The organism is Ornithinimicrobium faecis, assembly GCF_023923225.1.
Lineage (GTDB): Bacteria > Actinomycetota > Actinomycetes > Actinomycetales > Dermatophilaceae > Ornithinicoccus > Ornithinicoccus faecis.
This window is the reverse complement of sequence record NZ_CP099489.1, coordinates 3911880-3924893: the sequence shown is the minus strand read 5'-3', so window position 1 is coordinate 3924893 and position 13014 is coordinate 3911880. Positions and strand designations below refer to the sequence as shown.

General features: G+C 69.3%; 8 protein-coding genes and 1 tRNA gene. 5 read left to right on the top strand and 4 right to left on the bottom strand.

Annotated features, from left to right (window positions below):
• Positions 1–209: 209 nt before the first annotated feature.
• Positions 210–1268: a DUF308 domain-containing protein gene (locus NF556_RS18195; RefSeq protein ID WP_252592612.1), complete on the top strand. Its 1059-nt coding sequence runs from the start codon at positions 210–212 to the stop codon at positions 1266–1268.
• 362 nt (positions 1269–1630) lie between these two features.
• On the opposite strand, the gene NF556_RS18190 is transcribed toward NF556_RS18195, so the two are convergent.
• From NF556_RS18190 to NF556_RS18180, 3 genes are all read right to left on the bottom strand, one after another.
• Positions 1631–6955 carry a cell wall-binding repeat-containing protein gene (locus NF556_RS18190; protein WP_252592611.1) on the bottom strand — a complete coding sequence of 1775 codons (5325 nt, stop codon included), beginning with the start codon at positions 6953–6955 and terminating at the stop codon, positions 1631–1633.
• A gap of 121 nt (positions 6956–7076) precedes the next feature.
• Positions 7077–7481 (bottom strand): FitA-like ribbon-helix-helix domain-containing protein, encoded by a 405-nt coding sequence (locus NF556_RS18185; RefSeq protein WP_252592610.1) that lies wholly within the window; start codon positions 7479–7481, stop codon positions 7077–7079.
• A gap of 88 nt (positions 7482–7569) precedes the next feature.
• Positions 7570–9270 (bottom strand): bifunctional 3'-5' exonuclease/DNA polymerase, encoded by a 1701-nt coding sequence (locus tag NF556_RS18180; RefSeq protein ID WP_252592609.1) that lies wholly within the window; start codon positions 9268–9270, stop codon positions 7570–7572.
• Positions 9271–9438: 168 nt separating this feature from the next.
• Between NF556_RS18180 and NF556_RS18175 the strand changes: the two genes are divergently transcribed.
• The 4 genes from NF556_RS18175 (at position 9439) to NF556_RS18160 (ending at position 11454) form a co-directional block, all read left to right on the top strand.
• Positions 9439–9846 (top strand): hypothetical protein, encoded by a 408-nt coding sequence (locus NF556_RS18175; RefSeq protein WP_252592608.1) that lies wholly within the window; start codon positions 9439–9441, stop codon positions 9844–9846.
• A 21-nt stretch (positions 9847–9867) separates the two neighbouring features.
• Positions 9868–10326, top strand: coding sequence for a hypothetical protein (locus tag NF556_RS18170; RefSeq protein ID WP_252592607.1), 459 nt, complete (start codon positions 9868–9870; stop codon positions 10324–10326).
• A 64-nt stretch (positions 10327–10390) separates the two neighbouring features.
• Entirely contained in the window at positions 10391–11314 is a 924-nt protein-coding gene (locus tag NF556_RS18165) for an aldo/keto reductase (protein WP_252595857.1), read from the top strand.
• Between the two features lie 67 nt (positions 11315–11381).
• Positions 11382–11454 (top strand) — tRNA-Ala (locus NF556_RS18160).
• Positions 11455–11490: 36 nt separating this feature from the next.
• Here NF556_RS18160 and NF556_RS18155 read toward each other — a convergent pair.
• The gene (locus NF556_RS18155) at positions 11491–12939 is read right to left on the bottom strand and encodes an MFS transporter (protein ID WP_252592606.1); all 1449 of its coding nucleotides are present in this window, start codon (positions 12937–12939) and stop codon (positions 11491–11493) included.
• Positions 12940–13014 lie beyond the last annotated feature (75 nt).

Sequence of the window (13014 nt, the reverse complement as noted above, 5' to 3'; positions counted from 1 at the left end):
CACCACCGAGCGCGTGAGTGACTGAGGATGGACACCACCGAGCGCGTGAGTGACTGAGGATGGACACCACCGAGCGCGTGAGTGCGGGGACGAGGATGGCCCGATCTGTGCTTTCCCACTGGTGACAGACTCGCCAGTCACACCAGTCACTTCCGCGACACGCAAGAGAACTCCCGAGTAAGCCCTCCCGCGCTCCGTAGAGTTCAGGAGTGCCCAACAGTCTGATCTTCGTGGTGATCCTCGCCGTGTGGGCTGCCTATTTGATCCAGCACTGGATCCGCCGCCGGGATCATGTCGCCACGGCACGGTCTGTTGACCGATTCTCTGAGGCGATGCGGGTGCTTGAGCGTCGGCAGAGCATGCCGCGCGCCGACATCTCCACCCCGAAGCAGCGTTCCTATTCGCTGTCCCTGACTCGACCGGCACACCCCGATGTGGTCGTCAAGCGCGCCCGTCGTGGGGCCCCGGCAACGCCGCAGCATGGCCCTGCCGCGCGTCTGCGGCAGCGCCCGTCGGCGGCGACCCTGCGGGCGGTCGCTCTGCTCGTCGGTGTGATCGCCCTCGTCGCGGGCGTCACAGTGTCCGTGGTCGGCACGTCCTGGTGGGGTGCACTGGCAGGCGTTGCCACGCTGCTGCTCGCCGTGACCTTCGTGCGGTTCTCTGTTGAGTCCACGCGCCGCCGGGCCACGTCGTCCCTGCGCTCGGACGCCCGCGGGGCTGCGTCCCCTGCAGTGCGGGTCGGTGTCGCTCGCCCGGCAGCACGCCGGACAGGCACCTCACGTCCTGCGGGTGAGCGCGACGACCGTGCTGGGCGTCCTGCAGACCGTCGAGCCGCGCCGCGTCGTCGCCCGGTGGCTGTTGCAGCGCCAGGGCCCTCGGCCACGCCGGCACCCGCAGCCTCCGTGGCGCAGACGGGCCCATCAGGGGCCCGCGAGAGCGCTCCGGTCTCGGCTCGCACGACCGAGCTCTACGACGTCGAAGCTGTCGAGCAACCCGTGACGCCGGGCGCCGCCACCGAGGCTGAGCCCACCGTGATCGAGCCCCTGGCACCGGCCGCGGAGGCCGAGCCGGGCACTTGGGCACCGGTTCCCGTGCCTCCCCCGACCTACACCCTCAAGGCTCGTGCCCCCCGGCGCGCGGAGCCGCGCAGCGAGGCGGCCGGCTCCGAGCAGCGTCAGACGTCGGTCGAGGAGCTTCCCTTCGATGGCCACGCGCTGGCCCTCGACGAGGAGTTCGAGGACCTGCCGCCCGTGCACTCTGCCGGCTAGGTTCACCGAACCTGCACAACCCGTCGTCACCTCCGGGCTGGTGCGTCAACCGCGTCACCAGGAATACCAGTCTCCCCGCGTCGCCGTATGACGAGGCTCACCTGCGCGAGACCCTCACCTCTGGACCGGTGCCTTAGGTCCTGGTGTTCTTGTCGCATGCCGGAGTCCCCGCAGGACTGATTCTGCCGGGCGCTCAGCGGCGAGCGGTGTGGTGCGGCCTGCAACGCCTCAACAGCGAGCGGTGTGGTGCGGCCGACACCACTCGCGCGCTCCACAACGCAGCACCGCCACCCAGCTGGTGTGCCGGGTGGCGGTGCGGTGGGGATTCTGCGGGGCGCTCGGGGAAGCGCCCCGCAGAGGTGTTACTCCAGGGTCCTCATGCGGTCAAGGACCTCAGGAGCGATGGCCAGGGGACCTCCGAGGACGAAGATCCTGCCCGGGTCGAGCCGCTCGAGCTCGGCCCAGGTGGCCGCCGGGATGGTCTTGCTCTTGACGAGCAGGACCGGCGAGTCGGTCGTGGCAGCTCGCGCGGCGCCGGCCAGGGCGTCCGGCCAGTTCTCTCCGGTCGCCACGTAGATGTCCTGGGAGGTCTCCCAGTCGGCGGCGATCTCGGCGGCGGTCTCATAGCGGTTGTCGCCCGCCACTCGCTCCACCGACCCGAAGTCACCCAGCCGGTTGACGACCCCGTCAGAGATCGCGACGGGGCCACCGAGAGCCACGATGCGCTCCGGAGCGAGGCGCTCCAGCTCGGCCACCGTGGTGTGCGGGACCCGATCCGTCTTCACCAGCAGCACTGGCCCGTCCAGTGAGCCCGCGCGGGCCGCGCCGGCCAGGGCGTCCGGATAGTCGTGGCCGGTGGCGACATAGACCACCTCGGCCGACTCGAAGTCACCGGAGATCAGCGCGGCTGTTGCGTAACGGTCGATGCCGTCGTGCCGGGTGATCGAAGTTTCCGGCAGGAAGTCGCGCAGCTGCTGCTCAACCTCCGTGGAGACTGCTTCGTGTCCACCCACCAGGACGATGTTGGCCGGGGCCAGACGGTCCAGCTCGACGCGGGTCACACCCGGCAGCCAGTCCGGCCGGACCAGCAGGACTGGTCCGTCCAGGCTGCCGGAGCGTGCGGCAGCAGCCAACGCGTCGGGGAAGTCGGCACCGGTCGCGATATAGACCGTGTCAACGCCCGGCGCGAACTGCTGGGAGACGCGGGCGGCGGTGTCATAACGGTCCACGCCGTCGACCCGGACGATCTCCGGCGGCACCGGCTCCGGGTTCTCCTGGCACTCCACGCTGAGCATCGAGAAGTCCTGGGTGACCGAGCCGCCCCGGATCAGATCGACCAGGTGGGAGTCCGGGCGATAGTTGGGCAGCGTCGCCGTCATCTCGAGCTGTCCCAGCTGGGTGTTGATCCAGCGGGCGTAGTTGCCCTCGGTGTCGGTGTAGATCACCCAGCCGTCACCCACATCGCGGACCGGTGCGACATCGATGCCGATGCCATCACCCGCGGTCTGGGTGCCGTCGCAGGCCTCGAGATAGGCGGTGCCCAGCACCTTGCCCCAGGTGGCGGGCGGCGTGACGTTCATGGTCACGTCGACCGGCTCGGGCTTGGTGGGCACGTTGCCCTTGATGGTGACTCCCGCGGTGTAGGCGCCGGGCTGGTTGACCACCGAACTGTCGGTGGTCACGGTCACCGTGAGGGTGTCACCTGGCTCGAGCACGGCCTCCGTGGTGTCCAGGGAGAGCCACTCGACGTCGGCCCCACCAGCACAATCATCGTAACCCGGGAGCATCTCTGCAGAGTCGGTCGGCATGAAGCCACCCAGGTCACCACCGACGCGGACGAAGCCGCAGGCAGCTCCACCGCGATAGACCGCCTCGTTGGCGTTCGGGAGCGCCGACCAGCTGTCGCCCGCCGGGTCGTAGGCCCACGAGGCATTCGTGATGTTGCCGTCCTGGACGCCAGAGATCACGAGCAACTGGTCGTTGGCTGCTGCCGTCGCCGGTGCGAACAGCGTCGCCGGGGCGGCTGCCAACTCGCTCCAGGAGTCGCTGGCCGGGTCATAGCCATAGGTGGAGTCCGTCTCCGCCTGGCTGACGTCCAGACCACCGGCACAGACGACCATGTCCTCCAGCCCGCCACAGGCGGGGAAGGCGATCTCCGACGGGAACGGGGCGACCGCGGTCCAGGTGTCGGCACCGATGTCGTAGACCTGCACCGTGTCGACGATGGGGTCACAGTTTGCGGTGGTGCAGCCACCGATGGAATAGACGAGGCCGTCGATCACGGCCACACCACCGGACGTGATGGCTGTCGGCAGCGGTGCCCCGGCAGCCCAGCTGTCGCTGCTGGGGTCGTAGATCCAGGTCTCGTCGGTCGGGTCGCCGTCCTGCCAGCCGCCGGCGACGACGATCTGACCGTCCACCGCCGCGGCCACCGGCAACTGCGCCGGGGCCGGGAGGTCGGCGGCCGGCATCCACTCCAGCGCCGCCGCGTCATAGCGGAAGACGTTGGTGAAGGACGTCATGCCGTCCGAGCCACCGATCGAGTACCACTCGCCGTCGAGGTTGACGACCCGGTTGTCGAGCAGTTGGGTCGGCAGCGGCGCGAGGTCGGTCCACGGCTCGTCACTCGGCCGTGGAGGCGTCGTCGCGTCCGCGTCGACCTGCCCGGGGGCGAAGGCACTGACGGAGTAGTCGATGTCGCGCTTCACGAGAGGAGCGCCCTCAGCTGTTGCGACCTCTTCCATCGTCAGGGTGGTGCCATCGGCGCGCAGCATCTCGAACCCGCCCTTGGCCTCGCCAAAGGTGAGCTCAGCGCTGCCGCTTCCGGTGTTGGTGACCGACAGGGCAGCGGTGTCGGAGTCGCCGAGCTCGACCGTCGTCTCGATGGAGGTCGGGTCGATCTCCAGGGCCGCCGCGCCGAGCACGAAGTCGGCCCGTGTCACGTCACCGGCGACCACTGCGACGTCCTGCGTGGTGCTGGTGCGGTTGGTGGCAGTCGCCTCGAACGGGTGGGTGCCCTCGAGTGAGGAGTAGAGCCAGTAGAAGCCGTCGTCCAGCTGCTCGTCGGCAGGGGTCTCGCGGCTCATGCCTGAGTCGTCGGTGTTGTCCACCGAGGTGACCTTGGCGCCGTTGATCGCGGCGGCGTCCACGTCGTCCTGCACGTGGCCGACCACCAGACCGCCACCGGTCGGGTCACATGTGCGGTTGCCGACGAAGACGTCGTCCACCTGCCAGTAGAGGTCCCAGTTGGCGATGTAGCGGAAGCGCACCTGGACCTCGTCGGCTGTGGGCAGGTCCACCCGGACCTCACCCTGGCTGTCGCTGGTCTGCTCCCAGACGGGCGTCCAGGTGGCTCCACCGTCGGTGGTCACCTCGGCGGAGGCCGAGCCGAGACCGAAGGTGATGTAGGAGTTCTTGAAGATCAGGGTCGGGTCCGTCTGCCCGCTGAGGTCGATCGGGGGTGACACCAGCAGAGCGTCCCAGACCGAGTCCATGTAGGCATCGCTGTTGGCGACGGCGAAGCCGCCCTCACCGCCGGTCTCGTTCTCCAAGCCATACGGGTCCTCGAACTCCCAGTTGTGGCCCTCACCAGCGAGGTCCTCCAGGGTCCATCCCTCTGGCAGGGCGTAGTCGTCGAAGGATTCCGAGAGCCCGTCCAGGGTGGCGGTGTAACCAGGCGCCGAGCAGCTGACCGGGTCGACGCCCAGGGCGAAGTCCTCGGTGGTGTCACCGGCCTCGGTGATCTCCACGTCGCGGACCTCCGCGAGGTAGCCGGGGAGCTGCGAGGTCACGCGCACCGCGTGCGTGCCGGCCGGCAGTTCCAGGGTGAAGGCGCCGGTCTCGGGGTTGGTGAAGGTCGCTGCAGAGTCCTGTCCCTCCACGCTGATGCGGGCATAGAGCGGCCATCCCTGACCGGACCCGTCCGTGACGGTGCCGCTGAGCGTGCCGGCGGGTGCCGGGTCCAGCGCCACGTCGTGGGTGACGGTGTCGTCCGCGGGGATGGTGACGGTGGCGTTGTCCTCGAGATAGCCGAACTTGCTGACGGTCGTGTCCCAGTCGCCGGCGCCGAGGCGCAGGCCGTAGGTGCCGTCGGCGGCCGTCGTGGTTGCGCGCTCGCGCTCACCGGCGAAGGTGGCGGTCGCGCCCGGGATCGGATCGGCGGTGACAGCATCAGTGACCGTCCCGGCCACCTCGCCGGTGTCACCGATCGGTGCCGAGCCGAGCAGTTCGAGGGCGTCAAGGCGACCCTCGCCGAAGACGTTGTTGTCCTCGGCGGTGCCGCCACAGGTCAGGTCCTCGGTGTCGATGGCTGAGCCGTCCAGCAGGGCACGGGTGCCCTCGATGTCACCGATCAGGTCTGGTGCCGCTGACCACAGCAGCGCGACGGCGCCCGCGGCGTGCGGGCTCGCCATCGAGGTGCCGCTGTAGTTGGCGTAGCCACCGCCTGGCACGGACGAGCGGACATCGGTGCCGGGGGCGGAGATGTTGGGCTTGATCTCCCCGTCCTGGCCAGCGCCCTTGCCCGACGTGTCGGCGATGTCGTGGTCGACGTCGTAGTTGCCGACGGAGTAGGCGATGATCCGGCTGCCCGGCGAGCCCGAGGACTCACAGGCGGGACCGCTGTTGCCGTTGGCCCACATGCTGAAGATGCCTGCGGCGTCCCAGGCCTCGATCACGTCCTCCATGAACGGGTCGTTGCTCGGCAGCGTGGAGCCCCAGGAGTTGTTGATGATGTTGGGGCGCATCGTGGTGTCCGGGTCGGACCCGTCCAGCTTGGTCGGCGCCAGCATCCACTCACCGGACGTGATCAGTGCCTCGTCCGAGGGGCAGCAGCCGTTGGCCGCGATCCAGGTCGCGCCGGGAGCGACACCGATCTGGTTGTCCCCTCCGTCGTCGCCGACCATGGTGCCCATCGTGTGGCTGCCGTGGCCGTCGCCGTCGGACGGCTCATCCGGTGACACGCCGGCGGCGTCGAACCAGTTGTAGTCATGGGTGAAGCTGCCGTCACCGTTGTTTCCGCGATACTGGTTGACCAGCGCCGGGTGATCGAACTGGACGCCGGTGTCGATGTTGGCGATGACGATGCCCTCGCCCTGCACCCCGAAGTCGGACCACACGTCGTCCGCGTTGATGTCCGCGACGCCCCACTCGACCGCCGACGGGCCCCTGTCTGCAGGAGCCGGGTCAAACTCTGGCAGCTCGTAGTCGGTGGGCAGGTAGATGCCCTCGACTCCGGCGTTGGAGGCCACGCTGGTCAGCAGCGCCTCGTCACCACCCTGGATGAGGATCGAGTTGCTGATGAAGTGGCTGTCGTAGGTCACCCCTGCGTCGTCGAGCGCGGCACGGGTCGTCGCCTGGCTGGTCTCGGCCGTGCTGGTCAGCGCGTCATAGACCGCCTGGCCCCTGGCGTCCCAGTCCGTGATGGCGGCAAACGAGCCCATGTCAGGTCGCGCGTCAAACCGGACCAGGACCGTGGCACGCCCGTGATCGTCGAGCTCGTCCACGACGTCCGGCTGGAGCTTGTCGACCGGGTCGACCATCGGCCAGTGTGGTGTCGGAGGCGCCGCGCTGGCACCCACTCCGCTCGCCAGGGTGCCGCTGACGGCAAGCACCCCTCCCACGGTGACAGCCAGCCAGCGCTGTGCTGACCTGCCCTCCCGCGACCCGCGTGTTCTCGGCAGTGACATGTTGGTTCTCCCCTTGATCGGCCGTGCTCGTCGGGGCCAGCCCCCGGCTGCCGGCACGTGCTAAAGAACCTAGGCCCCCGTGACACGCTCGACATCCGTGGAACCACTGAGAGGTTCTGAATCAGCGATCTGTCAGCGCAGCGACGAGACGAGCGGCGATGCCGGAGCGGCTCCGGAGCCCGAGCTTGGCCAGGGCGGCGCTCACGTGCGACTCGACGGTGCGCTCGGACAGATAGAGCCGGGTCGCGACCTGCCGGTTGCTCAGCCCCTGGGCGACCAGGGTCGCGACGGTGTGTTCCCGCGGGGTGAGCGAGTCAAGCCCCTGATCAACAGCCGTATGCCGAGGGCTCACCTGAGTGCGTGACGATGGGCCTCGTGGAGCTCGGCTGTGGTGGTCGGGGAGGGTGACGGCCTGGGTGAGGATGTCCCGGATCTCCGCCTCCATCGACCGATCGTTCGTGGCGGCACGGATCCGCAGCAGTCTGCGGACCTCGTCGTCCAGGTGTCGAACCGTCACTGTGGCCATGACTGCGATGCTAGCGTCGCAAGCGATCTGATCACCACTGTGTGACTGAAGTGGTGGGTGGGACTGCGGCCGGGAGGGTCCGCGTGGCCTATTTGTCAGCCTGGTCGTAGCTCGCCACGGTCGTGACATGCAGCGGAAAAGTGATGGGGAACTCGCCGAAGAGCAGCCGCCCCGCAACCTCGGCGGCCGCTATGACGATCTGCTCCACGACCGGCGCGAGCTCGAGGGGCGTGTGCACCACGATCTCGTCGTGCAGGAAGAAGACCAGGTGCGGCGAGCCATCTGGTGAGGCCGCGCCATCTGGTGAGGCCGCGCCACCTGGTGAACTGGCGCTGTCGGGTGATGGCAGGTCGCGCAGACGTCTGCGGGTCTCCGCCATCCAGCACAGGGCCCACTCCGCGGCCGTGCCCTGCACGACGAAGTTGCGGGTGAACCGTCCGCGGTCCCGGGCCTGGCTGCGGGCGCGCCGCTCATCGGTGGTGATCGCGTCGTTCTCACCGGCGCGGCCCTGCACTGCGTGCCAGGCTGGCCCCAGCGGCGGGCTGGTCCGCCCCAACCAGGTGCGCACTGTGCCTCCGCGCTCGCCGACACCTGCTGCGTGATCGACCAGACCCGTGGCTCGCGGATAGGCCCGGCGCAGCCGGGGCAGGATCGCCCCCGCCTCACCGGACGTCCCGCCATAGAGGGCCGAGAGCATGCCGACCTTCGCCCGGTCCCGGGTGTCGACCACGCCCGAGGCGACCAGTCCGGCATACAGATCACCGTCCCGACCGGCGGTTGCCAGGGCCTCGTCGCCGGCCATCCCGGCGAGGGCGCGCGGCTCGACCTGTGCGGCGTCAGCAACGACGAGGGCCCACCCGGGGTCGGCCACCACGGCTGCCCGGATGGCTTTCGGGATCTGCAGGGCACCGCCGCCACTGGTGGCCCACCGTCCGGTGACCACCCCGCCGGGGACATAGTCGGTGCGAAAGCGCCCCGACCGGCCATCGCCCGGTGTCACCCACGTGTCCAACCACGCCCACCCGTTGGCGGAGAGCAGACGCGCGAGGCGCTTGTACTCCAGGAGCGGCTCGATGACCGGGTGCCCGATGCCGCTCAGCTCCCACTTGGCCGTGGACGCAACATCCAGCCCGGCGTTGCGCAGGGCCTTGAGCAAGGTGGCCTGAGAGTCGGGGTTGAGGCTGGGAGAGTGCAGCAGCTCGCGGATCTGCATCGCGAGCGCCTCGAGTCGCTCAGGCCGCATCCCCAGCGGTGGGCGCGGTCCCAGCTCGGCCGTGAGGATCTCGTCGTGTCGCACCCGGTCCCAGGGGAGACCATCAGCGTGCATCTCGGCGGCGATCAGGGCCCCGGCGGACTCGGCGGCGAGCAGCAGCCGCAGCCGGCCAGCGCCGGGAGAGCCGCTCAGCGCGGCCACCTGACGATCGAGCTCGGTCGACACCTCGCTCAGGGACGGTGAGTTGTCCGGGGTCAGGTCGTCGAGCAGGTTGGGGGCGGCGGGCTCCGCCGCGGTCGTGAGCCACGAGGGTGCGGGCCATGGGTCGGCGGTGGCCAGGCTGAGGATGGCGTGGCACAGTCGCAGGTCGTGGCAGCGCGCCAGGCGCACCCCGGCCGCGAGCAGGCGGGGATAGACCGAGGCCGTGTCTGGCCACACCCACCGCACGGCCTCGGGCCCTGCCTCGCGCTCGCGGACCCAGGCCCCGGCATCAGCCCAGGGCAGGGTGCGCTCTCCCGATCCAGAGGGGTCGGCAACGAGCAACCCCGCTCGAGTCGGCGCCACCACCAGGTCCACGACGAGTCAGCGTAGGTGCTGGGAGTGACATTCCTTGACCCGCCGCCCCCGTAGGTCTCGAAGCCCCCGCGCGCCGCGGCGCACCACGGCCTGGCCGCGCTCGCGTCCACGCCCACGCTGTGCGGACTCTGGAGGGAACCTGGACGGGACCGGTAACGTCCACGGGTTATGCGAGCCCCGATCCTGCTGACGTTGGCTGCGGCCCTGGCGCTGTCCGCCTGTTCTGGGAGCGACCCGATTGAACTTCCCGAGGAGGAGCCGCCCGGTGTGGAGCTCCTGGACGCCGCGTGGGCGGAGACCCAGATCGACACCCTCCTGCTGGCAGTGAGTCAGGTCTCTGACGCCCCGATCTTCTACGAGGAGTTGTATGACGTCACAGACAGTGGGGCCGAGCCGCTCATCGCGCACTACGACGACTGGTTGACGGAGCAGGGGTGGGAGCGGCTCGGGAGCTCGGCGGCGATCGACGGGGCGCTCGGTGCGAGCTGGGAGCGTGACGGACAGGACGTTGTCATCGCGCTGTTGAACGTTGACGACACCGCCATCGCCGCAGTTTTCGTCTCGCCGCAGGCCTGACCCGGGCGTTAACCTGGCGGCATGCTGGAGTGGGGACACAAGAGTGCTGGTCTCGCGCCGATCCTGCTGGACGGTGAGCCGGTGGCGTCGGTTGATCCCGAGTTTTGGCGCGAGGGCGCCGAGGTGGTGATCGGGGGCGAGACGTGGGAGTTCACCCGGGACGGCAGGGACCGTGTGGCCCGGCTGGCTGGTGAGAGCCGCGACCTGTTGCGCGCCCATCGCAAGAGCTTCTTCAGCTCGGCCTGGATCGTCGAGGGGGACGGCGTGAGCTATGAGATCGGTCCGCAGTTCCTGGCCTCGGCCCACCAGGTCCGGCGCAACGGCCAACTGATCGGTGAGGCGCCCAAGGCCGGGTTCTGGAGCTCGCGGGCCTGCCTGGACGTGGACCCGTCGGTCCCGCCGATCCACCAGTTGTTCCTGCTGTGGCTCTCCCACATCATCCGCAGGCGGGCTCAGTCCGCGGCTGCTGCCTCCAGTTGAGGGCCAGCGAGCACCTGCCGCCAGGTCGCGCAGACGCCGCGGCTACGTTGGGGTCATGAGTGAGATGACCTACCGCCCGCTGGGCGACTCCGGCCTGCGGGTCAGCACCGTCGGCATCGGCTGCAACGCCTTCGGCACCCGGATCGACGCCGACGCCGTGCAGGAGATCGTCGACACGGCGATCGACTCCGGCATCACGTTGTTCGACACGGCCGACAGTTATGGCCGCGGAGCGTCCGAGACGCTCCTCGGGGAGGCGCTCAACGGCCGTCGCGACGAGGTGGTGGTGGCCACCAAGTTCGGCATGGACATGCAGGGAGCCAACGGTCCTGACTGGGGCGCTCGCGGGTCGCGTCGCTATATCCGTCGGGCCGTCGAGGCGAGCCTGCAACGGCTGGGCACGGACTGGATCGATCTCTATCAGTTGCACCGGCCCGACCCGGCCACCCCGATCGAGGAGACGCTGGCGGCGCTGTCCGAGCTGGTCACCGAGGGCAAGGTCCGCTACGTCGGCTCGTCCAACCTGGCTGGCTGGCAGGTCGTCGACGCCGACTGGACCGCGCGCTCGAACGGTTTCACCCCGTTCATCTCCGCGCAGAACAAATACTCACTGCTCGATCGCCGGGCCGAGGAAGAACTGGTGCCGGCCTGCGAGACGGTGGGCGTCGGCATACTGCCCTTCTTCCCGCTCGAGTATGGCCTGCTCACCGGCAAGTATCGGCGGGACCAGGCCCCGCCGGAGGGCAGCCGGTTGGCCCTGGACAGCCAGGCCGAGCGGCTAGCCGGTGCGGACTGGGACGAGATCGAGCGGATCGACGACTTCGCGCGCGAGCGTGACCTCTCGATCCTGCAGGTGGCCATGGGCGGTCTCGCTGCCCAACCGGCGGTGTCCTCCGTGATCGCCGGGGTGACCAGCGCCGAGCAGGTCCGCAGCAACGCGGCCGCTGGACTCTGGGAGCCCTCCGCCGAGGACCTCGCCGAGCTCTGAGCTGTCGGTCCCCAACTCGGAGATCTGGGTATGCCGGTGCTACAGTTCGTAGCCGCCGGTACACCTTGGGGCTGTGGCGCAGTTGGTAGCGCGTCTCGTTCGCAATGAGAAGGTCAGGGGTTCGATTCCCCTCAGCTCCACCCTCGATAAGGCCCGAACTTGTCAACGCACGTTGGCTAGGTTCGGGCCTTATTGCTGTCCGCTGGGTTCAGCCTGCTGGAGGAGCGGAGGAAGACCGCGACGAGGACGGCAGCACCGAGGGCCACGGCCGCGTTGACGCCGACGGCGACCCGCAGGCCGGGCAACAACGTGGCGGCAGCAAAGGACGTGGCGAGGGCTGACATGACAGGTGTGCCGAGCGCGATGCCGACCTGCTGGCTCATGGTGACCAGTCCGGTGGCCAGGCCCTGCTGCTCGGCGGGCACGCCGGCGGTGGCGGTGACGGCATAGCCGACGATGGCCACGAGGTTCGCGACACCGCCGATGAAAGTCAGGATGAGCAGGGGGACCAGCCAACCGCGGCTGTCCGAGACGAACGCGAGCGGCAGGGTCGCGGCGGCCTGGAGGAGGAAGCCGATGACGATCGCGAGCTTGGGGCTGGTGCGGCTGATGACCTGCGGTGCGATGAGGCCGCCGATGACGGTGCCGATGCCGAGACCACCGAGGATCAGCCCGGCGGTGAGGGCGCTGAAGCCCAGGGTGTCCTGCAGATAGAGGGTCAATAGGAAGACCAGTGACGTCTCGGTGGCAAACGCCAGCAGGCCCGCGAGGTTGCCCCAGGCGATGCTGCGACGCCTGAGCAGTGACGGCGCGATGAGCGACTCGGCGGTGCGGGACTCGATCCTCACGAAGGCCGCGGCGAGGACTGCGGCGGCGGCGAGGCACCCCCAGGTGCCGGGGTGATCCCAGCCCGAGTGTCCGGCGGTGTCGATGCCCAGGACCAGGGCGACGAGAGCCAGGGTGATGGTGATGGCGCCGGGGACATCGAGCCTTGGGCGGCGCCCCCGCGCGGGCTCGCGGAGCACGAACGGTCCGATGAGAAGCACGGCGCCGGCGATGACAACGTTGATGAAGAAGGCCCACCGCCATGACACCGTGCCGGTGAGCAGGCCGCCCACGAGAGCGCCGGTGGTGAACCCCGCGGCCATGAGAGCTCCGTTGAGACCGAGCGCGCGAGACCGGGCGGGCCCTTCGGGGAACATCGTGGTCATCAGCGACAAGGCGGCAGGAGTGACCATCGCGGTGGCGATGCCCTGGCCCACCCGGGCGGCGAGGAGCAGGGCCGGCTCGGAGGCCAGGCCTCCGGCCAACGAGGCGATGCCCAACAAGGTGATGCCGATCAGGAACAGTCGTTTGCGGCCGAACAGGTCAGCGACCCGGCCGAAGAGCAGGGTGAATCCGGCGGCACACAGCGCAAACGTGGTCACGATCCACTGCAGGGAGGACGTGGCGAACCCGAGGTCCGCACCGATGTGCGGCAGCGCCACATTGAGGATGGAGAAGTCCACGGCGAGAGTGAAGTTCGCCGTCAGCAGGACCGCCATCGCGGTCTTCTGTGCTGGGGTGAAACGCGCCGCGCGTGGTGCGGCGACTGAGGGCGGTCGTGAGGTGTCAGTTGTGCTCATGCGATCCAGGCTCGCGCGGGGCGGGAAGCGCAGCCAGAGCCCCGGTTTGACGAGTCTCGACGTGCCTATCCCTGA

Coding starts and splice junctions, on each gene's coding strand:
- NF556_RS18190 (WP_252592611.1), bottom strand. CDS start 6,955: ATGTCACTGCCGAGAACACGCGGGTCGCGGGAGGGCAGGTCAGCACAG.
- NF556_RS18185 (WP_252592610.1), bottom strand. CDS start 7,481: ATGGCCACAGTGACGGTTCGACACCTGGACGACGAGGTCCGCAGACTG.
- NF556_RS18175 (WP_252592608.1), top strand. CDS start 9,439: ATGCGAGCCCCGATCCTGCTGACGTTGGCTGCGGCCCTGGCGCTGTCC.
- NF556_RS18170 (WP_252592607.1), top strand. CDS start 9,868: ATGCTGGAGTGGGGACACAAGAGTGCTGGTCTCGCGCCGATCCTGCTG.
- NF556_RS18165 (WP_252595857.1), top strand. CDS start 10,391: ATGACCTACCGCCCGCTGGGCGACTCCGGCCTGCGGGTCAGCACCGTC.
- NF556_RS18155 (WP_252592606.1), bottom strand. CDS start 12,939: ATGAGCACAACTGACACCTCACGACCGCCCTCAGTCGCCGCACCACGC.